At 62.7% G+C, this 24,195-nt stretch carries 19 protein-coding genes; 16 read left to right on the top strand and 3 right to left on the bottom strand.

Annotated elements, in window-relative coordinates; genetic code table 11:
* The first annotated feature begins 296 nt into the window (after positions 1-296).
* Positions 297-6,995 carry a DUF3320 domain-containing protein gene (locus tag ACSX1D_RS08350; RefSeq protein WP_439861791.1) on the top strand — a complete coding sequence of 2,233 codons (6,699 nt, stop codon included), beginning with the start codon at positions 297-299 and terminating at the stop codon, positions 6,993-6,995.
* Positions 6,996-7,224: 229 nt separating this feature from the next.
* On the opposite strand, the gene ACSX1D_RS08345 is transcribed toward ACSX1D_RS08350, so the two are convergent.
* From ACSX1D_RS08345 to ACSX1D_RS08335, 3 genes are all read right to left on the bottom strand, one after another.
* Complete coding sequence (locus tag ACSX1D_RS08345; protein ID WP_439861790.1) at positions 7,225-8,415, bottom strand: DUF4236 domain-containing protein; 1,191 nt, start codon at positions 8,413-8,415, stop codon at positions 7,225-7,227.
* The gene (locus ACSX1D_RS08340; RefSeq protein WP_439861789.1) at positions 8,405-9,172 is read right to left on the bottom strand and encodes a potassium channel family protein; all 768 of its coding nucleotides are present in this window, start codon (positions 9,170-9,172) and stop codon (positions 8,405-8,407) included. Before ACSX1D_RS08340 ends, ACSX1D_RS08345 begins: the two co-directional genes overlap by 11 nt.
* A 292-nt stretch (positions 9,173-9,464) precedes the next feature.
* Positions 9,465-10,250, bottom strand: a complete 786-nt coding sequence (locus ACSX1D_RS08335; protein ID WP_439861788.1) for an NYN domain-containing protein — start codon at positions 10,248-10,250, stop codon at positions 9,465-9,467.
* Positions 10,251-10,608: 358 nt separating this feature from the next.
* Between ACSX1D_RS08335 and ACSX1D_RS08330 the strand changes: the two genes are divergently transcribed.
* From ACSX1D_RS08330 to ACSX1D_RS08260, 15 genes are all read left to right on the top strand, one after another.
* Positions 10,609-12,600 (top strand): conjugal transfer protein TraG, encoded by a 1,992-nt coding sequence (locus ACSX1D_RS08330; RefSeq protein ID WP_439861787.1) that lies wholly within the window; start codon positions 10,609-10,611, stop codon positions 12,598-12,600.
* On the top strand, positions 12,597-13,031 hold the full coding sequence (locus ACSX1D_RS08325) for a CopG family transcriptional regulator (protein ID WP_439861786.1): 435 nt from the start codon (positions 12,597-12,599) through the stop codon (positions 13,029-13,031). The genes ACSX1D_RS08330 and ACSX1D_RS08325 overlap by 4 nt, the downstream gene beginning before the upstream one ends.
* A complete protein-coding gene (gene trbB, locus ACSX1D_RS08320) occupies positions 13,028-14,044 on the top strand; it encodes a P-type conjugative transfer ATPase TrbB (RefSeq protein ID WP_439861785.1) in 1,017 nt (338 codons plus the stop codon). The genes ACSX1D_RS08325 and trbB overlap by 4 nt, the downstream gene beginning before the upstream one ends.
* On the top strand, positions 14,041-14,382 hold the full coding sequence (locus tag ACSX1D_RS08315) for a TrbC/VirB2 family protein (protein ID WP_439861784.1): 342 nt from the start codon (positions 14,041-14,043) through the stop codon (positions 14,380-14,382). Before trbB ends, ACSX1D_RS08315 begins: the two co-directional genes overlap by 4 nt.
* Positions 14,379-14,651 (top strand): VirB3 family type IV secretion system protein, encoded by a 273-nt coding sequence (locus ACSX1D_RS08310; protein WP_439861783.1) that lies wholly within the window; start codon positions 14,379-14,381, stop codon positions 14,649-14,651. Before ACSX1D_RS08315 ends, ACSX1D_RS08310 begins: the two co-directional genes overlap by 4 nt.
* A gap of 11 nt (positions 14,652-14,662) precedes the next feature.
* Entirely contained in the window at positions 14,663-17,092 is a 2,430-nt protein-coding gene (gene trbE / locus ACSX1D_RS08305) for a conjugal transfer protein TrbE (RefSeq protein ID WP_439861782.1), read from the top strand.
* A complete protein-coding gene (gene trbJ, locus ACSX1D_RS08300) occupies positions 17,089-17,823 on the top strand; it encodes a P-type conjugative transfer protein TrbJ (RefSeq protein ID WP_439861781.1) in 735 nt (244 codons plus the stop codon). Before trbE ends, trbJ begins: the two co-directional genes overlap by 4 nt.
* Positions 17,824-17,835: 12 nt before the next feature.
* Positions 17,836-18,024 carry a hypothetical protein gene (locus ACSX1D_RS08295; RefSeq protein WP_439861780.1) on the top strand — a complete coding sequence of 63 codons (189 nt, stop codon included), beginning with the start codon at positions 17,836-17,838 and terminating at the stop codon, positions 18,022-18,024.
* The gene (gene trbL, locus ACSX1D_RS08290) at positions 18,021-19,199 is read left to right on the top strand and encodes a P-type conjugative transfer protein TrbL (RefSeq protein ID WP_439861779.1); all 1,179 of its coding nucleotides are present in this window, start codon (positions 18,021-18,023) and stop codon (positions 19,197-19,199) included. Before ACSX1D_RS08295 ends, trbL begins: the two co-directional genes overlap by 4 nt.
* Positions 19,200-19,211: 12 nt before the next feature.
* On the top strand, positions 19,212-19,919 hold the full coding sequence (gene trbF, locus ACSX1D_RS08285; RefSeq protein WP_439861778.1) for a conjugal transfer protein TrbF: 708 nt from the start codon (positions 19,212-19,214) through the stop codon (positions 19,917-19,919).
* Positions 19,916-20,899 carry a P-type conjugative transfer protein TrbG gene (gene trbG, locus ACSX1D_RS08280; protein ID WP_439861777.1) on the top strand — a complete coding sequence of 328 codons (984 nt, stop codon included), beginning with the start codon at positions 19,916-19,918 and terminating at the stop codon, positions 20,897-20,899. Before trbF ends, trbG begins: the two co-directional genes overlap by 4 nt.
* 2 nt (positions 20,900-20,901) lie before the next feature.
* Positions 20,902-22,182 carry a TrbI/VirB10 family protein gene (locus ACSX1D_RS08275; protein WP_439861776.1) on the top strand — a complete coding sequence of 427 codons (1,281 nt, stop codon included), beginning with the start codon at positions 20,902-20,904 and terminating at the stop codon, positions 22,180-22,182.
* Positions 22,179-22,406, top strand: coding sequence for a DUF2274 domain-containing protein (locus tag ACSX1D_RS08270; protein WP_439861775.1), 228 nt, complete (start codon positions 22,179-22,181; stop codon positions 22,404-22,406). The genes ACSX1D_RS08275 and ACSX1D_RS08270 overlap by 4 nt, the downstream gene beginning before the upstream one ends.
* A gap of 182 nt (positions 22,407-22,588) precedes the next feature.
* Positions 22,589-23,914, top strand: coding sequence for a type II toxin-antitoxin system HipA family toxin (locus ACSX1D_RS08265; protein ID WP_439861774.1), 1,326 nt, complete (start codon positions 22,589-22,591; stop codon positions 23,912-23,914).
* Positions 23,915-24,184 (top strand): helix-turn-helix domain-containing protein, encoded by a 270-nt coding sequence (locus ACSX1D_RS08260; protein WP_208709557.1) that lies wholly within the window; start codon positions 23,915-23,917, stop codon positions 24,182-24,184. It begins immediately after the preceding gene.
* Positions 24,185-24,195 lie beyond the last annotated feature (11 nt).

The raw sequence follows: 24,195 nt of genomic DNA, 5'->3' as shown, positions 1-24,195 counted from the left end.
ATCAATGGGGGCCCGCTGGGTGGTCTTCCCGTCCGCTGAATTCAGTCAATGGCCACCCTTCCCACGAAACAGTTACCATCGCGCCAGATTATCTATTCTAGTGGCGGAATGCTTGTATAGGGGGGGCAGCAGGATTCCCTACCTACGCGCTTGACCTATAGTCGAGCAATACGATCCGCTAGCTAGCTTTTTTGTTGGGCGGGCTCGTGGAAAGCATTGCAGCGAGAACGTACCGAAATTAACTCCAGAGGGCTCAGCTTGGCTAATGGCTGACCTTAAGCGCCAGGGAGGCTCAGATGAGCGATGATGTAGTTGAGAGCGGTAGCAGTGACCTGCCCAGCGTTGAGATAGCTACCCCAACCTCCGAGACCTTGATTGTCGAAGATACGTCGTCAATCGAGCCGATCGAGCCGGCGCCAGTCAAAACGGTGAAGATCCAAGCCACCGTCGTCGCCAAGCTCAACCTCGCCGACTATCAGAATGCTGTTCCGCTTATCCGTGAGCTACGCGTCATCAACGAGACCACAACGAAGTACAGCGATCTAGAGCTTACGCTGTCCTCCGATCCAGCAGTTTTCAAGCCGAAAACCTGGCATATCTCGGAGCTCGGGGCGCAGGTTTTTCGGCAAATTCCAGGGCTCGACCTGGCCGTCGATGGAGGCATGCTCGCCAAACTGACCGAGGCCGAGCACTCGACACTCAATTTCGTCCTGACCTGCAGAGCTGACTCTCCTGAAGAGCCCCGCGCAGTCATTGCTCAGACTGAACTCCCGCTGGAAGTATTGCCACGGAATCAGTGGGGGGGACTGGCCCACCTTCCGGAACTAACGGCCGCGTTCGTGCAGCCCAACGATCTGGCCGTGGAGGCCCTGCTTAAGAAGGCGGCCGAACTGCTGCGCAAGAACGGCAAGAGCGCCGCTCTTGATGGTTATACCAGCGGCTCAGAGCATGCCTGGGAAATTGTTTCCGCAGTCTGGAGTACGGTGGTGTCCATGGGTCTGGACTATGCGCTACCACCGGCCAGTTTCGAGAGAGACGGGCAGAAAGTGCGAAGCTCCAGCCACCTGGCTGAGCACGGTCTTGCGACCTGCTTCGACACCACCATGCTGTTTTGTGCCCTACTTGAGCAAGCAGGCCTTAATCCTCTGATCATCTTTACGCATGGCCACGCGTTTGCCGGCGTATGGCTGAAGAACGAAGAGTTCACGACAACCGTCGTCGACGATATCGCCGCGCTGCGTAAGCGCATGAAGCTCAACGAACTCGTGCTGTTCGAAACCACCCTCGTAACCCAGCGCCCGTCGGTGGGGTTGCGTTACGCCATCGAGCGTGGGGCGGATCACCTGGCCGAAGGTAAAGAGACTTCGTTCGAAATGGCGTTGGACATTCGTCGAGCACGCTTGCAGCGAATCAAGCCAATGGCCAGCAGCGACGCGCAAGTTCATGGCAGTGGTGCTGCTCAAGAGGAAACCACTCCGGTGGTTGCCCCCGAGATCGAAGCGCCCATGGCCTTACCAAGCGATGTCGCGGATACCGTGGATGTAGCCGGCCTCGACCCTCGGGATCGTCTCGGTCGCTGGCAGCGCAAGCTGCTCGACCTGTCTCTACGAAACAACCTGCTCAATTTCAAAGCCGGAAAAAAAGCGCTGAAACTGGAGGCACCTAGCCCAGGTGCGCTCGAAGATTTGTTAGCCACCGGCAAGCAAATCAAACTGATGACACGACCGGATCTGATGGATGGCGCGGATCCGCGCGACAAGGAGCTTTACGAAGCCCGTGAGCACGAAAACGTTCGGAGGCAACACGCCCTGGATGCGCTTAAGCGCAATGAGGTATTCATCGCCCTGTCGCAAGCAGAACTCGACAGCCGCTTGATCGAGCTGTACCGGGGAGCCAGGACCAACCTTCAGGAAGGGGGCGCCAACACCCTGTTCCTCGCTCTTGGATTTCTTTCATGGACACGGGAGGATCGGGACAACCAGCGCTATCGTGCACCGCTGATTCTGATTCCGGTAACGCTGGAGCGTAAGAGTGCGCGCTCGGGCTTTACGATCATCCTGCATGACGACGAACCACGTTTTAACCCGACCCTGATCGAAATGCTGCGCCAGGACTACGATCTGAACCTTGGCGTTGCCGAGGGCGAGTTGCCGCGAGACGAATCGGGTCTGGACATCGATGCGATCTGGCGCAATGTCGCGCATGCAGTCAAGGACATCAAAGGCTGGGAAGTGAGTGAGGACGTTGTTCTCTCAATGTTTTCCTTCGCCAAGTATCTGATGTGGAAAGATCTCACCGAGCGCACCGATGCTCTGCGGGACAACCCAGTGGTGCGTCATCTGCTGGATACGCCCCGCGACGCGTATGCCTCAGCCACCAATACCCCCTTCCCTGCCAGCAACAAGCTCGACGCCGAGTACAGTCCGAAGCAGGTTTTCTGCCCCCTGCCCTATGACTCTTCACAGCTGTCAGCGGTGCTGGCTGCGTCACAGCAGAAGGACTTCGTCCTGATCGGACCGCCGGGAACTGGCAAAAGCCAAACCATCGTGAACATGGTCGCCCAGTTCATCGCCGAAGATAAACGCGTGCTTTTCGTCTCGGAGAAGATCGCAGCGCTCAACGTGGTGTACCGCCGCCTACGAGAAGTGGGGCTGGGCGAATTCTGCCTAGAGGTCCATTCCAATAAGGCGAGCAAGACAGATGTGCTGTCGCAACTCAATGCCGCTTGGCAGGCTCGCGGCAACGCGGACGCTGAGACCTGGAAAGCTGAGGCCGAACGCCTTGAGTCGCTGCGCACGGGCCTCAACATCTACGTCGATCGATTGCACCATCGTTACCCAAATGGGTTGAGCATCTTCGACGCAATCGGCGCCACCATCGCCGGCCAAGACCTGCCCGTCGTTTCGCTGTCATGGCCCACACCACTGATGCACGACCGAGAAGCGTTGCATCGCCTGCTGGAAATCACTGATCGCCTGGAAGTAAATGCGCAATCGATTGGGTACCACAAGCTGACCGAACACCCCCTTGGCGCTATTAGCCAACACGATTGGTCACCAACCTGGCAGCAGCAGGTAATTCTAGCCGCGCGCGAGGTTATCCCAGCGATCAATTCAACTGCGAAGGACGCAGCAAACTTCATTGGGGCAGCCAACCTTCCTAACGCAGAGCTCACTCTTACTGTGCGCGACGGCCTCTCCGCTCTCGCCACCACCCTGCCCCAGGCAGCCGGACAGGACTGGCGATTCGCCCTTAGGCCAGATGCCCGTCTCATTGCACAGCGCCTACAACAAGGCTGCGCGCTGGTTAACTTGCATCGCGAGATCAACGGCAAGCTTCCAGCGCCCTGGCCGCAAAACACGATTACTGCCTGCCAGGATGGCTTGGAGCTTCTTGAGCAGCACACCCGGCTGACGCAGTCGTTGTCGGAGCCACTCTCCGTTCCGACCATGGTCGTGCTGTCACAGGCACTCAAGCTGTTTGACGAAATCGCAGCATTGCATCAGTGCTTATCGGTTACCTACGGCCCCGGCATTGAAGATTTGGATGTCGCCGCGTTACTTGACGAATGGAACCAGACCGACCAATCGTTCTGGCCTAAGTCCTGGCTGGGTAAGCGGCGGATCAAGCAGCAACTGAGTCAGGTGATCGACGGTAGCTCCGAAGCCAACATCCCCGTCGACCTCCAGAACTTGGTCTCAATCCGCACTGTGCGTCAGCAGATAGAAGGACTACGGCTCGCTTCCGAAACCGCCGAGTTCTGGCGGGGAGCGAGCTCAGATCCAGCTGTAATCCACCAGGTGAAAACGCTTCAAATCGCCATTCAAGCAGCCAAGGAAAACCGCGAATGGGAGGATGTAGGCTTTGAACTGATCAGTCAGGGTGTGGCCGGCCCTGCGCTGAAGGGCACACTCGACGCGATGCGTGAACAACGCGCGCTTAAGCGGAAAATTACTGCCCACGGCGAGTCTATGAAGTCAGCCGTCAAAGGCCTATGGCAGGATCTCAACACGAGCAAAACCAATCTCGCTGCCGCGATTGCGTTCCAGAAAGAACGTCGTGCGATAGTCGAGGAAGGGTGCCTGGAACAGGACCATGACCTGATCGCCAGCGGCAAGTGTGGGCCGGCACTGCAGGCAGAGCACAACTTGCTCGAACAGCGGGCAAACAGCGAACGGAGTCTGAAGGAATACGCTGAGCTGCGTGACCTCACCTCCGGCATCTGGACCGGTTTACACACCAAGACAGACGTGGCCTTGGCCGCAGTGAATTTTCAAGGGCACATCGCAACCGCCGTTTCCCAGCTGGCGCGTACCCCCGATGAAATCACCGCCCTGAAGTCGGCGTTGACGCAGCTACTGGGTGATGGCAACGCCCTCCTCGAACCGCAAGGGCTGGTTAACCAATATGGTCGGCAGTACCTGGATTCCTCGGCAAAGCTCAATAGCAGCCTGGAGCGACTGGCCTCGGCTGGGAAATTCAGTATCGAAGGCGCAGAACGTATTGGCAGCCTTACCCTAGACGCGCTACGTCAGCAGTGTGAAGGTATCGTCCAAGCCGAACACAGCCTGCATGCTTGGAGCGCGTGGTGCAAAGTCCGTGACGAGGCATCTGCACTGGGACTCGGACCACTCGTACAAGCCCTTGAGAATGGGCTCCTGGCTCAAGGCACGATCAAGAAAGTGTTCCAAGCCAACTATGCTCGCTGGTGGTTGAATGCGACAGTCGACCAAGAGCCGATTATTCGCAACTTCGTCAGCGTTGAGCATGAACAACGCATCCGAGATTTCCGCGCGCTCGACGAGCAACTTACCGCCCTCACCCGAGACTTGCTGCGAGCTCGTCTGTGTGCAGGGCTGCCAACTCCCGACAGCGTCACTCAAGCCTCGGAATGGGGCGTACTGCGCCACGAGATTTCGAAGAAAACCCGGCACAAGCCACTTCGTGAACTGATGTCGACGATTCCATCAGCCCTGGCAAAACTCACGCCGTGCATGCTGATGAGCCCACTATCCATTGCACAATACCTTTCGACGACATCAACTGTGTTCGACGTGGTCATTTTCGACGAGTCCTCACAAATTCCGGTGTGGGATGCCATCGGCGCCATCGCACGGGGACGCCAAGTGATCATGGTTGGGGACCCGAAGCAGATGCCCCCAACCTCTTTCTTCGATCGCGCTGAAACGACGAATGAAGACGATGATATCGAACCGGATCTGGAGAGCATCCTGGACGAGTGCCTGAGTGCAAACCTGCCAACGCTAGATCTAAATTGGCACTACCGCAGCCGGCACGAAAGTCTGATCACTTTCTCCAACCATCGGTACTACAAAGGCAACCTGGTCACCTTCCCGGCACCGGTCACATCAGATCGAGCGGTAAGCCTGAACATCGTTCAAGGCGTCTATGACAGGGGCGGCTCACGCACCAACCTGGGCGAAGCAAAAGCCCTAGTGGCACATCTCGTTGCACGCCTGCGCACCCGCGAGGCGAAGGAGAACAAGCTGACCTTCGGCGTCGTTACCTTCAACGGCGAGCAGCAGCGCCTCATAGAAGACCTGCTTGATGCCGAGCGGCGAAAGGACCCCTCACTCGAGAGCTACTTTGCCGATACCCAATTGGAACCGGTCTTCGTCAAGAATTTGGAAAGTGTGCAGGGCGATGAGCGGGACATCATCTACTTCTCCATCACCTATGGCCGAGATGCCGCAGGCCATATGACCATGAGCTTCGGGCCGATGAACCGTCCAGGTGGTGAACGCCGCTTAAACGTTGCGGTTACCCGCGCCCGCCATGAGCTACTCGTATTCTCCACCATCAGCCCGGACCTCATTGATCTGGCCCGAACCCAGTCCATCGGCGTGCGAGACATGAAGCACTTCCTCGAATTCGCCGAGCGCGGTCCGCGCGCAATCATCGAGGCGACCGCTGATAGTCTTGGGAGCTTCGACAGCCCCTTCGAGGAGCAAGTCGCCAAGGCGTTGGGCCGCAAGGGCTGGCATGTTGCGACTCAGATTGGCGTCTCTGCGTTCCGGATTGACCTCGCCGTGGTTCACCCGGACGCTCCGGGCCGCTACCTCGCCGGCGTTGAATGTGACGGTGCCACCTATCATCGCAGCGCCACGGCCCGGGACCGGGACAAGCTCCGCGAGCAGGTGCTACGTGGTCTCGGCTGGGAGATATTGCGTGTCTGGTCGACCGACTGGTGGATCAACCCCATCGGAACCGCCGAAAAACTCCATGAGCGCCTGGAAGCTCTGCTAACTGAAAGCCGTGCCCGCCACGCCAGTGCACAAGCCGACTTGGCACACCACGCTGACGTGATGGAAGAGGAAGTAGAGGTCGCCAGCGAAGACGCACCACCGATGGAGGAGATTGCCCTGCCTGTTGGCAGCATGGCCGACGCCCCTGCGGTCAGCAACCAATATGCGAGGGCATTTACCCCCACTTCTGGTGCCATACTTGAACAACAGTCGGCGGTGTACCGTAAGGTCGATCCGCTTGCCGCCGTTGCGTCCGTTGACCCGGTGGCATTCTTCGAGGAGCATTACGACGACATCCTGACCGCCATGATCGCTCACGTCGTGGTCCATGAGGGCCCAGTGCTTGACGTTATCCTGGCTCAGCGGATTGCACGGGCGCATGGCTGGGTACGCACCGGCAATCGCATTCGGGAACGCGTCAGCCGGCTAGCGGAGAAGTCGCACCGCAAGACGGTAGAAGATATCGGCGACTTCTATTGGCCATCCCATCTCGAAGATGACAGCGCAATATCGTTCCGAAAGGCTGCCGATAGTGACAGCCTACGCGCCGTTGATGAGATTAGTCAGAAAGAGCTTGAGGCTCTGGCGCGAGAGGTCTTGGCGCGCGGAGAACTGGTCGATAACCTGCTCTATGCCATGGCACGTGCTATAGGGCTGCAGAAAGTCTCTGCACATAGCAAGCAGCGACTTGAACAGGTCATCGTGAACGTGAACCGGCCTCAAGCTTGAAGCGCAGACATTCTTTGATGTGTCGCATGGCTACTCGCGGCGCCGCCATCCCACTTCTCCCGAAGTCGAGCGAGGGTGGCGGCGCCTCAGGTCATGCGCAACGAAGAGGAAGGTTTTCGATAAGTCGTGACCTCGCTAACCGGCCAGAAGCGGACGGTCACATACCTGATGGACAAATTAACGCGGTCCAGGAGACTCCCCTAAAGTGACATCATGCTGTTGGTCCAAATCACACGGCATTTGACTGACTTGACTGGAAAGCTTCCAGTTCCCCAGCCGCAAACGGCACTATTGGCTTGAAGACCCCTGTGCCAGTCATGTTCCTGCGTAGCTCGAATAGCTGCATTGATTCTGTCGGCTCGATGGATCTCAATTTGCTCAACTCAATCTCAGACCATCTTTTACGGGTAGTCAGAGCAGACAGAATGTACTCGTCTTCCAAGCCTCCGGTTGCCGGATTGGTTCGCTCTCGGTAACCAGAAATTGATACGAACTCAATGGTCGGCAGACGGGCAAATACTTCGCCAACAACTCGAAAGGCGATGGCATGAACATAATCTCGATACAGCTGTCGGCGTTTGGTGGCCGACAGCGCTTTGGGCGTGAGCCGGTATTGGCGCGTAGGTAGAGTCCACTCCTTGTCCGGCATCTCGTCTTCATTGGGGAGCTGAAGATCGAGGGCGATAGTGCTGATGTTAGTACCGAGGTCGAAGCTGATATCCGGTGATTTGGGCCAGTCAATCTCGGATAGGTAGCGCGACAGGGTTTCCTCGATAGCGGTTGTGGACGTAAACACCAATCTGGTTTCAGTTTCGTGCCTGTGCTGCTCTGCCGCTTCCCAGGCTTGATTGCCTTGCCTCCACTGCTGATGAAGCTGCTCTTGGCGACGATTGAAGGGTGGCCATATCAGTGCCAACACCTTTTGGACGGTGGTCAAGTGCGGCTGTGCCGAGGGAAAAGGCTGCCTCTCGTACTGCGGAGCTGTTGTCGGCTCTGGCGTACTCAAGTGAAATTGACCCAATTCGGCAAGCAATTCATTGCGGCTGTTGCACAGCTCTTCCAGCGCCTGTCGTATGGTGTCGCCATGCTGCCTTCTTACGATCTTTACTTCAGCGTCTGACAAAAGACTCCCATCCGCCCTGATCAGGGAACAGTTGCCGTCTTCATCGGCAGTGAATCTGACTGTAGTGGTTTGTGTTGAGGCTGCACGGATATTGGATTGATGACTGTTATCACTGGCGAACAGCCGTTGGCGATAACTCAAACCCGTGCCAGGCAACCCTACACTGGCAAACAGTCCTCTTTTCCCCGCTGTAACGCTTGCTCCGCGTGGTCCTGCCGAGACACTGACTCCGCCTTTGCTGATGTTCAACCGCAGTCCAGGTGCGATCTTGATCCGGCGCTGAAATCTAAATGCCATCACTTGCCTCCTTGCTTTCCTGACTCTGAAAGGCATCGCTGAAAGCCGCCGCCAATATGCCGGTTGGCATCGCGACCAGCCCAATACCGGCAACCGCAGTAATACCGGCAAAAAAGCGGCCGGCGGCGCTTATCGGGGTGACGTCTCCATAGCCAACCGTTGTCAACGTGGCGACACTCCACCACAGGGCTCTCGGGATGCTGCCAAACGCTTCCGGCTGCTCAGCAGCTTCAAGCAGGTAGAGAAAGGTGCTGGAGACCAGAAGCAGCATCAATGCGACCAAGCCACTTAGCATTAACTCGTAACGGCGCTTGGAGATGGCTTGCCATAGCAGTATCCAGGCTTTTGTGAAGCGCCCAAGCTTCGAAGCCCTGAGAATTCGCAACAGTCTGATCAATCGCAAGTAAAAAGCGCTGCCATCGTATGCGGTCAGCAGCAATGGCAGCAGCGCAAAGAGGTCAAGTACTGACCAGACACTAAAAATGTATTTAAACCGGCCATATTTTCCCGAAAACAGGGAATTCATCGGAGCAACGTAGACCCTCAAGCAATACTCAATCAGAAAAATTCCAAACAGCACCCACTCCACTGCCCTGAACATCTGATGGTAGGTTTCGGCTACAGACTGCTCGGTTTCGAATATCGCCACCAGCACTGCACCGACAATCAGCACGCAGATAAAACGGTTGAACCGTGATATGCCATGGCTTCTGGCAGTTGCATCGACCTCAAGAAAAATACGTTCCCTGATATTCATCGTGATGCTTCTCTATGTTGGGTATATGCATGGACACTGCTTCTGACGGGATTTATCTCAAATACCGATGGCAGCCATGAAGGCCTGAGGTCTGTTTTACGAGTCCTGCCGTCCTCCATCAGTCGTGCCGAAGCCTAAAGTGCCGTAGCAACCAGATTCACCGAATGCGCCTGATTGGGCCTCCCACGGCCTCCCGGACGCTGAGAAAATCCCCCGGCAGTTGATTGCCATCGCTTGCTGCGTTTTTACACGGTCTGGGCCGAAAACGGTCAAAGCGGGCAATCGAGGAAGGTCACACGAGAGACGTGGTCAGTAGCTCTTCTTTAGGAGCCAACATCACGGACCAGTGCCCTCCAGGCTCTTGGACTGAGGCCAGAAGATCATAGGTCTTGATCATGTCCAAGAGCCCAGAATGTCCATAGCTTTTGGGAGAAAAAGCTGGGTCGGTTCGTCGGAGATAGCTGCCCAGCGCACCCATTGCGACCTTTCCGTCACTAGTATTGCTGGCCATGAGCGACACGGCTTCGACTATAAACCGTGGTCTTAGCTTGACGGATGACTTTGGAGGCTCATTTCGTTTAGGCGCAGAGTCCTCCGTTGCAGCACCGGTATCCTTCACCGCATCAGGAGTGAACTCAGAGCGACCCCACTCGAAAAAGTGATCGCTGGCATTGCGCAGTGCGTCTGGTGTTTTGGACTCACCAACAATACAGACCGTCGCCCCCCGCTCTCGCAGCTTACGGCACAGATAGGCGAAATCAGAGTCACTTGTTACTAAACAGAAGGCATCAGCCCGCTTGTCGAAAAGCGCCTCTATAGCGTCAAGTGCGAGGGCTATGTCAGCAGTATTTTTTCCGGCAGCGTATTGGTATTGCAGGCAAGGCGTAAAAGCCTGGCGGACCAATGCTTCCTGCCATCTATTGCCCAGCGTAGCGTGGTTGCCGTAGCCACGCCGAAGCACCACCCGCCCAAACTGGGCAACCACTCTAAGCGCATGATCCAAGATATCGGGTGACACGTTGTCGCAATCTACTAGTACAGCGACGCGCATTTCGCCGCCTGAGTGATCCCCATTCATTCCCTGGCTCCCAATAAATCTTATCCCGGATGTTTTGCTGTTTGAGTTCCAACGCCGCAACCAAGCCATCCGACCCGATCTGAAGCACAGCCTGCGGAGAGCACTCAAGCAGGCGTTAGGATATGTCTGCTTCAGATCGACGTCTGCCGGTCGCCCACAGCTCCCAGTTTGCCAAGCAAACTGCGCGCTACGCCACTACCGGCTGCGTGTAGCTGCTCGCCGCCGGAGCCCGAACATTTTCCGACTCGCTCTGAAATCTTCTCGAAACTGTCTTTGACCCCTTCCCGGCCAATGCCGAACCTCTCGCCCGCGGCACCCATGCGTGCCGTGAGTTCTGTCGGAGAGGTTGGGGGCAAGGATGCAAGCAACGACGGTGCTGTACGGCCAGGTGCTGGCGGTGTTGGCCATCACCCTTGGCGGGGTATGGAGTGCCACGCAGTGGACGGCGGCCGCGCTCGGCTATCAGGCGCGCCTGGGTGCGCCCTGGTTCGAGATGCTGGGCACGCCGATCTATCACCCCTGGCGCCTGTTCGAGTGGTGGTTCGTCTTCGATGCCTATGCGCCGGAGGTGTTCAACGTCGGTGGCACCATCGCTGCCTGCAGCAGCCTGCTGGCGCTGGCAGTGGCCATCGGCATGGCCCTCTGGCGCGCCCGCCAGGCTCGGCGGGTCACCACCTACGGCTCGGCGCGCTGGGCCGAGGCGGATGAGGTACGTCAGGCCGGACTGACCCGGCCGGCAGGGGTGTTCCTCGGCCTGTTCAATGAGCAGTACCTGCGCCATGAGGGCCCCGAGCATGTGCTGGCCTTCGCGCCGACGCGCTCGGGCAAGGGCGTCGGTTTGGTGGTACCCACCCTGCTCGCCTGGCCGGCCTCGGCGGTGATCCACGACATCAAGGGCGAGAACTGGAGCCTGACCGCCGGTTGGCGCGCACGCTTCTCCCACTGCCTGCTGTTCAACCCCACCGATGCGAGCTCAGCGGCCTACAACCCGCTGCTCGAGGTGCGCCGCGGCACCCACGAGGTGCGCGACGTGCAGAACATCGCCGACATCCTGGTCGACCCAGAGGGCGCGCTGGAGCGGCGCAACCACTGGGAGAAGACCAGCCATGCGCTCCTGGTCGGCGCCATCCTCCATGTGCTGTACGCCGGCGAGGACAAGACCCTGCGCGGCGTCGCCAACTTCCTCTCCGATCCGGCCTGCACCTTCGAGCTGACGCTACAGCGGATGATGAGCACGCCCCACCTGGGCGACGGTCCCCATCCGGTGGTGGCCTCGGCCGCGCGGGAGGTGCTCAACAAGAGCGAGAACGAGCGCTCCGGCGTGCTGTCCACGGCCATGTCCTTCCTCGGACTGTACCGCGACCCGACGGTGGCCACCGTCACCTCGCGCTGCGACTGGCGCATCACCGACCTGATTTCGGCCGAGCATCCAGTGTCGCTGTACATGGTAGTGCCGCCCTCGGACATCAGCCGCACCAAGCCGCTGATCCGCCTGATCCTCAACCAGATCGGCCGGCGCCTGACCGAGTCCCTGGACGGCACCGACGGCATCGCGCGCAAGCACAAGCTGCTGTTGATGCTCGACGAATTTCCGGCGCTGGGGCGCCTGGACTTCTTCGAGTCGGCCCTGGCCTTCATGGCCGGCTACGGGCTGCGCGCCTTCCTGATTTCGCAGTCGCTCAACCAGATCGACAAGGCCTACGGCCAGAACCATTCGATCCTCGACAACTGCCATGTGCGGGTGACCTTCGCCACCAACGACGAGCGCACCGCCAAGCGCATCTCCGAGACCCTGGGCACCGCCACCGAGCTGCGCGCCCAGCGCAACTACGCTGGCCACCGCCTAGCGCCCTGGCTCGGCCATTTGATGGTGTCGCGCCAGGAGACGGCGCGGCCGCTGCTGACCCCGGGCGAGGTGATGCAGCTGCCCAGCGACGAGGCCGTGGTGATGCTCTCCGGCCACGCGCCGATCCGCGCCAAGAAGCTGCGCTACTTCAACGACGGCAACTTCCGCCGCCGGCTGCTGCCGGCACCGCAGTTGCAGCCCGGCCGCTATGCCGATGCCCCGGCGCCACGGGCGGACGACTGGAGCGGCCTGACCGTGCCAGTGGCCGCTGACGCGTCTGCAGCTGGCCTGGCCGACGCCGAGTCCGTCGAGGACGGCGGCCCCCGCCGCGAGCCAGAGTTGGCCCAGAGCGTGCCGTTGCCGGAGCATGACGAGCTGGCCGGCGACCTGCTGCTGCTCGACGAGGACGACGTCCCGCCCCCCTTTCCCAACCAGCCCGACCCGCGCCTGCAGCGCGCGGCGCGGCTGGCCGCCCTCGACCCTGACGACGGAATAGCCCTATGAGCCGAGCCCGCCTGAACCTGTTCATCCAACCCGAGCACGCCAAGCGCCTGAACGAACTGGCGATCAGCAAGGGCGTGTCGAAGTCCTCGATCATCGCCGCGGCGCTGGCGGCCTGGCTGTCGCCGGAGTCCGGCGAGCGGCGCGAGGTGGCCATGGCCAAGCGCCTGGACCGGCTGTCGCGGCAGTTCGAGCGGCTGGAGCGCGACCAGCACATCCTGATCGAGACCCTCGCCCTCTACGTGCGCTACTACCTCACGGTCAGCACACCGGTGCCCGAGGCCCATCAGGAGGCGGCCAGGGCCCAGGGCAAGCTGCGCTTCGGTCAGTTCGTCGAGCAACTGGGCCGGCACCTGCAGCGCGGCCGTAGCCTGGTCAGGGAGGTGCACGAAGAGGTTCAGCCGGAGGCGCAGGCCCCGGGAGAGCGTCCATGACCGCCGCCTCTTCCAGCGTTTTGAGCGCAGCAGCCGCTTCCCTGGATCGCCACACCCGCATGCTGCGCACGGCCATGGGCCCGCTGATCGCCGCCGCCCTGGACGACCCGGACGTGGTCGAGGTGCTGCTCAACCCCGACGGCACACTCTGGCTCGACCGCCTCTCCAGCGGCCGATCCAGGCTGGGCAGCCTGCCGGCCGCCGACGGCGAGCGGATCATCCGCCTGGTCGCCGCCCACATCGGCGCCGAGGTGCATCGCGGCCAGCCGCTGCTCAGCGCCGAACTGCCGGAGCGCGGCGAGCGCTTCGAGGGCGTGCTACCGCCGGTGGCCGCCGGGCCAGCCTTCGCCCTGCGCAAGCGCGCCGTCGGGGTGATTCCCCTAGCGCAGTACGTGGCCGACGGCATCCTCACCTACGGACAAGCTGAGTACCTGCGCGACGCCGTGCGCGACCGACAGAACATCCTGGTCGCCGGCGGGACCAGCAGCGGCAAGACCACCTTGGCCAACGCCCTGCTCGCCGAGGTGGCCGGCAGCGGCGACCGCGTGCTGGTGCTCGAGGACACGGTCGAGTTGCAGTGCCCGGCCCTCGACCACGTCGCCCTGCGCACCAAGCCCGGCGTGGTGAGCATGGCCGACCTGGTGCGCAGCACGCTGCGCCTGCGCCCCGACCGGGTGGTGGTCGGCGAGGTGCGCGGCGGCGAGGCCCTGGACCTGGTCAAGGCCTGGGGCACCGGCCACCCCGGCGGCATCGCCACCATCCATGCTGGCTCCGCCCAGGGCGCCCTGCTGCGCCTGGAGCAACTGATCCTCGAGGTCGCCCTGGCGGCGCCACGGGCGCTGATCGCCGAGGCGGTCAATCTCGTGGTGTTCCTCGCCGGCCGCGGTCGCGCCCGCCAGGTCCAGCAGATCGCCCGGGTCGTCGGTCACGATCCCCGCGGCTATCGCCTGCAGCCCATCGACACCCTCGACCACCTTCCTGCCCTGTCCATTGCCTCAGGAGATCAACCATGAATCCCCTCCACTCCCGCGTCGCTGTACGCCAACGCACCGCCCGCGCCCTGCTGCTGGGCGCCCTGCTGCTGAGTACTGCCCTGCCGGCGTTCGCCGCCGGCTCCGGCATGCCCTGGGAAGGGCCGCTGCAGTCGATCCTCGACTCGGTGCAGGGTCCGGTGGCGCGCATCGTCGCGGTGATCATCATCATTACCACCGGCCTGACCCTGGCCTTCGGCGACACCAGCGGCGGCTTCCGCAAGCTGATCCAGATCGTTTTCGGCCTGTCGATCGCCTTCGCCGCTTCCTCGTTCTTCCTCAGCTTCTTCAGCTTCGCCGGCGGGGCACTGATCGCATGAACGGCGCCCGTGAACTCATCCCCGGTTTCGAGATGCCGCTGCACCGCGCGCTGGCCGAACCGATCCTGCTCGGCGGCGCGCCGCGCAACGTGGCGATCCTCAACGGCACCCTGGCCGCGGTGGTCGGCCTGGGCCTGCAGCTGTGGATTCCGGGGCTGCTGCTCTGGCTGGTCGGCCACTTCCTGGCGGTCTGGGGCGCACGCCTGGACCCGCAGTTTCTCCAGGTATTCGCCCGGCACATCAAGCTGCCCGCGCTGCTGGACGTGTGAGGAGCACCGCCATGCTCAACCTCAACGAATACCAACGGCGTCCCGCCCAACTCGCCGACTGGCTGCCCTGGGCCGGCCTGATTGCCCCGGGCGTGGTGCTGAACAAGGACGGCGCCTTCCAGCGCACCCTGCGCTTTCGCGGGCCGGACCTGGACAGCGCCACCCAGGGCGAACTGCTGGCCACCACTGCGCGTCTGAACAACGCCCTGCGCCGCCTCGGTTCCGGCTGGGCGCTGTTTATCGAAGCCGAACGCTTGGCCGCCGCCGACTACCCGGACAGCCACTTTCCCGAGCCGCTGTCCTGGCTCGTGGACGAGGAACGTCGTGCGACCTTCGCAGCCCAGGGCAGCCACTTCGAAAGCCGCTATCACCTGACGCTACTCTACCTGCCGCCGGAAGAATCGCGCGCCCGCGCCGCCGGGCTGCTCTATGAGCACCGACCCCGGCGCGGCGTCGACTGGCGCTCGCGGCTGGCAGCCTTCATCGCCGAGAGCGAGCGCTTCTTCGACCTGCTCGACGGGGTGATGCCGGAGCTCGCCTGGCTCGACGACAGCCAGACGCTGAGCTACCTGCACGCCACGGTCTCGACCCACCGCCAGCGGCTGGCCGTGCCCGAGGTGCCCTTCCACCTCGATGCCCTGCTCGCCGACTGCCCGCTGACCACCGGCCTGGCGCCGCGCCTGGGCGAGCAGCACCTGCGCTTGCTGACGGTACGCGGCTTTCCCACCTCGACCTGGCCGGGGCTGCTGGATGACCTCAACCGCCTGGGCTTCGCCTATCGCTGGTCGACCCGTTTCATTTGCCTGGACAAGGACGAGGCGGAGAAGGAACTGCTGCGCCTGCGCCGCCAATGGTTCGCCAAGCGCAAGGGCGTGCTGGCACTGCTGCGCGAGGCGATCTTCCAGCAGGAAAGCCCGCTGCTCGACAGCGACGCGGCGAACAAGGCCGGCGACGCCGACGCGGCGCTGCAGGAGCTGGGCGCCGACCAAGTGGCCTTCGGCTATGTGACGGCCACGGTGACGGTAAGCGACGCCGAGGCCCAGGTCGCCGAGGAGAAGCTGCGCCGGGTCGAGCGGGTGATCCAGGGCCGCGGCTTCGTCACCATTGCCGAGGGCCTCAACGCGGTGGAGGCCTGGCTGTCGTCGATCCCCGGCAACGTCTACGCCAATGTCCGCCAGCCGCTGATCTCCACGCTCAACCTGGCGCACCTGATGCCGGTCTCGGCAGTCTGGGCCGGCCCGGCGCGCAACGACCATCTGGATGGCCCGCCATTGGTGATCACCCGCACCGATGGCGCAACGCCGTTTCGCCTGGTCACCCACGTCGGCGATGTCGGCCACACCCTGGTGGCCGGTCCTACGGGCATGGGCAAGTCGGTGTTGCTGGCGACCCTGGCCCTGCAGTTTCGTCGCTACCCGGGCGCGCGCCTGTTTCTCTTCGACATGGGCCGCTCCCTGCGCGCAACGGTGCTGGGCCTGGGCGGTGAGCACTACGACCTCGGCGGCGATGGCGAGTTGGCCTTCCAGCCCCTGGCACGCATCGACCAGGACAGCTACCGCGCCTGGGCCGCCGAGTGGCTGGAGGCGCGCTTGTTGCAGGAAGGTGTGTCCGTCAGCCCGGAGCAAAAAGCCGCACTGTGGACCGCCCTCGATAGCCTAGCCGGGGCCCCCGTGGCGCAGCGCACCTTGACCGGCCTGTCGGTGCTGCTGCAGGACAACGCCCTGCGCCAGGCGCTGCAGCCCTATGTGCTGGGCGGTGCCCACGGCCGCTTGCTGGACGCCGATGCGGACCGCCTGGGCATGGCCGACGTGCAGTGCTTCGAGATGGAGGAGCTGATGCACAGCAAGGCGGCGGTGGCCGCCGTGCTGAGCTACCTGTTCGCCCGTTTCGAGGAGCGCTTCGACGGCGCGCCGACCCTACTGATCCTCGACGAGGCCTGGCTGTTCCTCGACGACCCGCTGTTCGCCGCGCGCATCCGCCAGTGGCTCAAGACCCTGCGAAAGAAGAACGTCAGCGTGATCTTTGCCACCCAGTCCCTGGCCGACATCCAGGACTCGAGCATCGCCGCGGCGATCATCGAGAGCTGCGCCAGCCGCCTCTTCCTGCCCAACCCCCAGGCCGGCGAGCCGCAGATCCGCGGCATCTACCAGGGCTTCGGCCTCAATGACCGGCAGCTGGAGATCATCGCCCAGGCCACGCCCAAGCGCGATTACTACTACCAGTCGCGCCTGGGCAACCGCCTGTTCGACCTCGACCTGGGTCCGCTGGCGCTGGCCTTCGCCGCCTCCGCCAGCCCGGCCGAGCAGCGCGAGATCGACCGGATCCTGCAGGAGTCCGGTACGGCTGGTTTCGCCGCCGCCTGGCTGCGTCACCGCGGCCTGGACTGGGCCGCTGAGCTGCTTGCTTCCCATATCCCACCACGCAAGGAGTGCCTGCCATGAAGCCCCTTACCCGTCTATTTCCTGTCGTCACGTTGCTGGCCCTGGGTCTGCTGGGGTTGCAACCGGCCAACGCCGTGACCGTGATCGACCCGACCAACCTGGTGCAGAACACCCTGACCGCGGTGCGCACGATGGAGATGATCAACAACCAGGTCAGCCAGCTGCAGAACGAAAGCCAGATGCTGCTGAACCAGGCCCGCCACCTGGCGCGCCTGGACTACAACGTGGTCAACCGCCTGCGCGTGACCCTGGCCAGCACCGAGCGGCTGCTGGCCGAGGCCCAGGGCCTGGCCTTCGAGGTGCAGCGCCTGGACCGGGAGTTCGCCCGCCTCTATCCCGCCGAATATGCACACGACACCAGCGGCCAGCGCATGGCCCAGGAGGCACGCGAACGCTGGCGGCAGGGCCTCGACGGCCTGCACACCGCCATGCGCGTGCAGGCCCAGGTCGCGCAGAACCTGGCCCAGGACGAGAGCGTACTGGCCGACTTGGTCAACCAGAGCCAGGCCGCCGGCGGCGCCCTGCAGGCGACCCAGGCCACCAACCAGCTGCTGGCCCTGCAGGCCAAGCAGTCGATCCAGGCCCAGCAGCTGCAGATCACCCAGAACCGCGCGATCGCCCTGGAGCTGGCCCGCCAGGCCGCCGCCGCCGAGGAGGCGCGCGAGCTGCGCCGGCGCTTTATGGGCAGCGGCACGCCCTATACGCCCTACCCCGTGCAGTTCTATCGCTAGGGAGTGCGGACGATGAGAGTGTTGATCCTGAGTTCGGTGCTTCTCGGGCTGGCAGCTTGCAACCCGGACGTCGAGATCGCCGGCGAACAGGCCACATCGTTGAGCGAGCGCTTCTACTCCGGCTGCGCGCGACCGGGTGAGTTTCGCCGCGCCGCGGAGTTGCCGGCCATTCCGCCGAGTTTCGACGAGGCCGTGCCATGAACGACGTCAGCGTGATCGACCGTTTCCTCGCGGTGTTCGGGCAGTACATCGACTCGGGCTTCGGCCTGCTCGGCGGCGAGGTGGCCTTTCTCAGCCTGACCCTGGTGGCCATCGACATGACCCTGGCAGGGCTGTTCTGGGCCATGGGCGGCGAGGACGTCAGCGCCAAGCTGATCCGCAAGATCCTCTACGTCGGCGCCTTCGCCTTCATCATCGGCAACTTCAACGCACTGGCGAAGATCATCTTCAACTCCTTCGCCGGATTAGGGTTACTGGCGGCAGGATCCGCGCTAAGCCCCGCCGAATTCCTGAAACCAGGACGGCTGGCCGCTATCGGTATCGATGCCGGAGCCCCGCTGCTCGAGCAGATCAGCATGCTCAGCGGATTTCCGGAAGTCTTCGAAAACTTGCACAGCATCCTGGTGCTGTTCCTGGCCTGGCTGGTGGTGATCGTCAGCTTCTTCTTCCTGGCCATTCAGCTGTTCGTCACCCTGGTCGAGTTCAAGCTGACCACGCTGGCCGGCTTCGTTCTGGTGCCCTTCGCCCTGTGGAACAAGACCGCCTTCCTCGCCGAGAAGGTGCTGGGCAACGTGGTGGCCTCCGGCATCAAGGTGTTGGTCCTGGCGGTGATCGTCGGAATCGGCAGCGGGCTGTTCGCCGAGTTCCAGACGCTGCCGGACGAGCCCTCCATCGACCATGCCCTGGTGGTCATGCTCGCCGCCCTGGCACTGCTCGGCCTGGGCATCTTCGGCCCGGGCATCGCCACCGGCCTGGTCTCCGGTGCCCCGCAACTCGGAGCCGGTGCCGCGGCCGGTACCGCCCTCGCGGCTACCGGCATGGCCGCGGGCGCCACCGCGGTGGCGGCGGGCGTCGGCGGCGCCGTGCTGGCCGGCGCCCGTATGGCCCCCGCTGCGGCGCGCCTGGTCATGGGCGGAGCCAAGCCGCTGGCCGCGGGTATGACGCCAGATGCGGCAGCGCCTGCTGCAACTGGCGGAAGTGTGGCGGCGTCTGCCGGCCCATCGACTGCTCCCAACAAGCCGCCCGACTGGGCCAAGCGCCTGCAGCGCAGGCAACAGCTCAACCAAGCCGCCACCACCGTCGCCCACAGCCTGCGCGGTGGCGATGGCGGTGGTTCATCCCCCGGGCCGCAGGTACGCGACCCCTCGAACACGTAAAGGAGAACGAGGATGAGATTCAGACGTCCACGGGTGCGCTACGGCGACAGCCCACAACCGACCACGCCCTACCAGGCGGCGGCCCAGGTCTGGGATCGGCGCCTGGGCAGCAGCCTGGCGCAGGCGCGCAACTGGCGGCTGATGGCCTTCGGCTGCCTGGGCCTGGCCCTGCTGATGGCCGGCGGGCTGCTCTGGCGCGCGGCCCAGGCGACGGTCACGCCCTATGTGGTGGAGGTCGACCAGCTCGGTCAGGTACGCGCCGTCGGCGAGGCGGCCAGCCCCTACCAGCCCCAGGACGCGCAGATCGCCCACCACCTGGCGCGCTTCATCGAGTTGGTGCGCGGCCTGTCGATCGACCCGGTGGTGGTGCGGCAGAACTGGCTGGAGGCCTACCACTTCACCACCGACCGCGGCGCCGCCACCCTCAACGACTATGCCCGCGCCCACGATCCCTTCGCTCGGGTCGGCAAGGAATCGGTGACGGTGGAGGTGACCAGCGTGGTATGGGCCAGCGACAGCTCCTTCCAGCTGCGCTGGATCGAGCGCCGTTTCGTCAACGGTGCGGCCGCGGGGCTGGAGCGCTGGACGGCGGTGATCGCTCTGGTGCTGCAGCCACCGCGCACCGAGGAGAAGCTGCGCCGCAACCCGCTGGGCATCTACGTCAACGGCCTGTCCTGGAGCCGCGAACTGGACACTACGCAAGGAGCGCAAACACCATGAAAACCTCAGCCTACCGCTACGCCAGCCCTCTTCTATTGGCCCTGCTGGCCGGCTGCGCCAGCCACGAGCCGCCGGTGATCGCCCTGGACGAACCGGTCGAGGCGCAGCACCTGCCGGAGCCGCCCACGCCCATCGAGGTGGTGGCAGTGCCCAAGCCCCTGGCCTTGCCGGCGCAGCTCAAACCGCTGCCGGATCAAGACCGCAAGCCGGCCCAGGAGCCGGCCGATGAGCGCTTGCGCGTCTCCCGAGCCAACCACGACGCGCGGGTCGCGCCGAGCCGGGAGGGCTATATCAACGCCATCCAGGTCTGGCCCTACTCGGAGGGGGCACTCTATCAGCTGTACACCAGCCCCGGCCGGGTCACCGCGATCAACCTGCAGGCCGGCGAGGAGCTGGGCACCGTGGCCGCCGGCGACACGGTGCGCTGGATTGTGGGCGACACCACCAGCGGCAGCGGCGAGGCGTTACGCACCAGCGTGCTGGTCAAGCCGACCCGGGTCGACCTCAAGACCAACCTGGTGATCACCACCACGCGCCGTACCTACCTGCTCGAGCTGACCTCCACCGAGCGGGCCTGGATGGCCTCGGTGTCCTGGGACTACCCCAAGGACCGCATGATCGCCCTGCAACGCCGCGCCAGTGCCGCCCAGGCCGCGGCGCCGGTGGACTCCGGCCTGGCCCTGGAACAGCTGCGCTTTCGCTATGGGATCAGTGGCAGTAACCCGCCGTGGAAACCGCTGCGCGCCTTCGATGATGGCAGGAAGGTGTACATCCAGTTCCCGGTCGGCATCGCCCAGGGTGAGCTGCCGCCGCTGTTTGTGCTCGGCCCTGAAGGCGACGGACAACTGGTCAACTACCGCTTCCGCTCGCCCTACTACATCGTCGACCGGCTGTTCGGTGCGGCCGAGTTGCGCCTGGGCGCCGACCAGGGCGATGTGGTGCGGATCGAGCGCACCGACGGCGTGGCACGGAGGCCCTGAGCATGAGTGCCAAGGACGACATCCACAGCGCGGCCCCTGCAGTGCCGCCCAAGGAGGCACCGGAGGCGCTGGAACTGCGTGCGCAACCGCGCCCCGTAACTCGTCTCAATCCGCGCATTCTGGCGCTGCTCGCCGGCGGCTTGGCCGCTGCGGTGCTCGGCGCCCTGCTGTGGTCGCTGCAACCGCAGCCGCGCCGCCAGGGAACGGCGCCACAGGAGCTGTACAACGTCGACCGCGTGACACGCTCCGAGGGTCTGGAGCAGTTGCCGGCAGACTACTCGCAGCTTCCGCCACCTGCTCCCGAGATACCGCAGCTGGGCCCACCGCTGCCCGGCGACCTGGGCGTGCCGATCCTCAGGGCCGAGCAGCAGGCGCAGGGTTATGGCCATGGTCCGGATGCCGCGGAAGCCGAACGTCTTGCCCGGCTTAAGGAGACCGAGGAGGCGGCGTTGTCTTCGGTGTTTTTCCAGACCGGCAGTGCACGGAAGTCGAACGTCGCATCCACTGGGTTCACCCCACTCGAGCCGGAGATCCTGGGCGCCACGTCGTCAGCCGCGGCAGCCGCGGCAGCCGCGGTAGACGGAGTATCTGGAACACATAACCGGCAGGAGCAGAACGAGGCGTTTCTCAGTAAATCCGTGAATGCACAAATCCGTATTTCAGGATCTCTGCAAATGCCCGAGTCGCCCTACCAGGTGATGGCCGGCACCGTCATTGCTGCGGCCCTGGTCACCGGGATCAAGTCGGACCTGCCCGGCGATGTCATCGCCACGGTGACCGAACCGGTCTACGACAGCGCCACCGGCCAGCATGTACTGATCCCCCAGGGCGCACGCCTGCTCGGCCGCTACAACAGCCAGGTGAGCTACGGGCAGAGTCGCGTGCAGGTGGTGTGGCAGCGGGTGATCCTGCCAGATACCTCGTCTTTCCAGCTCGACAACCTGGTCGGCAGCGATACCGCCGGCTATGCCGGCCTGGAGGATGGCGTCGACTGGCACTGGGATCGACTCGTCGCCGGCGCGGCCATGACCAGCCTGCTGGGCATCGGTGCAGAGTTAGCGGCGCCTGAAAGTCGCACCGACGGCGACCGCATCATCATCGCCGGGCGCGACAGCCTGCAGGGCACGGTGAACCAGGTCGGCCAGGAGGTCACCCGCCGCAACCTCGATATCCAACCCACGCTGACCCAGCGCCCGGGGCTGCCCTTGCGGGTGATCGTCAACCGAGACCTGGTGCTGCGCCCCTATCAGCCTTTCTCCCCTCACCAGAGGAATCCGCAATGAGCACAACCAAACTGCGTCTCGGCCCACTGCCAAAAACCGAGAACCTGAAGCTGACCATTACGTGCCCCGCCAGCCTGAAGGCTGACCTCGAGCGTTACGCCTCGCTGCACTCGCAAGCGTATGGCGAAGAGGTCGATGCCCTGACGCTCATTCCGCACATGCTGGAGGCGTTTATGGCGAGGGATCGGGTGTTCAGGAGAGCCAACACGGAGTCCACTTCTTGAAGTTGAGCGCTTTGTCGCAAGCCAGCCATTGCGATCAAACATGGAAATCGCTACTTGATCAGCCCCAAATGAATCGGCACTAAAGTGCTCTTAAGACCTGGTAATGGAGTGATTTAAGGCATTTTATTGCCTTTATTCGCGACAACCAGTAGCCTTAACGGCATTAAAGTGCCGGAGTCCATATGCACTCTCTCACCCTGCAACTGTACAGTGGTCATGCCTGGTACGACGCCATGCACCTCAACTTCGAGCAGCCCGAGGTGGGTCTGGCAGGTGCGTGTTCTTTTGGCTATGAGCAGACATATCTGCTTGACACGCTGGAGCACATGGGCAGCCGCCTTGAGCATGCAGTTAGCGCCACAGTGCCATTGGGCTGGGACTCCTATCGGGGCACCCCGGCTCCCGCATTCCTTCACGACATATTGCCCGCAGGGGCGGCACGCCGCTTCCTACTCCAGCGTCTGGGCAAACAGAAACCCGAGAATCTGGAACTGGATCTATTCCTGCTGAGTCGGTGCGCTCCGGCGCCGGTGGGCAACCTGCGCATCAAGGAGGCGGCATTAGCACTTCAAGGAAATCCGCTGCTGGGTTTCTCTCGCGAAGATGTAATCAACCGCGATTCGCGCTTTCTGGAATACGCCTACGAGCAGGGTGCGGCTATCGGTGGCGCCACAGGCGCGGGTGGCGAAGCGCCCAAACTGTTACTGACTGAAGACAGAGAAGGTGCCCTGCATCCGGATGCGGCTCTGCCGGATGCCTATGCGACCTGTCACTGGTTCGTGAAGTTCGCGCGTAACCAGGCTAGACAGACCGACCAAGACATACTGCGTAGCGAGTTCTGCTTCTACAGGGCCGTCCAGCGGCTTGGCCTGGATACCGTACCCGCCGAAGGTCTGGCTCTAGAGGAAGGCCGCAAGCCTAGCCTGTGGATGCGTCGTTTTGACCGTCGTCTTAGTGCCGCTGGTGTAGAGCGCAGCGCCATGGAGTCCCTGTACTCACTGGCAGGAGTAACCGTGCCGGGCAGTTACCTACTGCATACCGACGCCCTGAAGCACCTGGTCAGGCTGTGGCAGCAGACGGGGCAAGGCGCGCAAGTTGGTGACATGATCTTTGAGTATCTGCAGCGCGACTTACTCAACCAGATTCTTGGCAATTCGGACAACCATGGCCGCAATACTTCAATATTGCGAAACAGCACTGGCCTGAAACTCGCCCCCATCTACGACCTTGCCCCCATGGTGATGGATGATGAAGGCATCACTCGCACTACAAAATGGCCTCAACCTATAGAGATTGCCGGCGAGGTTAACTGGCGCCAAGCCTGTGCCGCACTGGCGCAATGGACCGACGCAGATGTTCTATATGAAAGGCTCAGAGGCGCAGCGCACAACCTCCTCGCCCTTCCCGACCTACTGAACGATCAGGGGCTGCCAAACTCCACCATGAATCATCCACGTATTGCGCTGCGAAACCTCCAGCAACGACTCAGCCGGTGGGGACTTGTCTGAATGGACATCATCGAGCGCAACCGTATTCTGAGCGAAATACAGACCCAACTGGCGTCGGGCGAGTTGAGCATCGGCCAGGCTGTGCGCAAGTTGCGGAAGGAAATCACCGGATTGCAGCAGGCCCGTTTCGCGCAGATGTGCAAACTTTCCCTGCGTGCCCTTCGTCAGCTGGAGCATGACGAGTCAAATCCAACCGTGCAGACCCTGAATAGCGTGTTCAATCCATTTGGGATGCAAGTTGGCATTGTGCCGAAGACACGAGCGCAATAGAGGCAGCCTGC

This window comes from Pseudomonas sp. MBLB4136, from assembly GCF_051904765.1.
Lineage (GTDB): Bacteria > Pseudomonadota > Gammaproteobacteria > Pseudomonadales > Pseudomonadaceae > Aquipseudomonas.
Note: the sequence above shows the minus strand (reverse complement) of the source record. Positions and strands in the feature narration are given on the sequence as shown.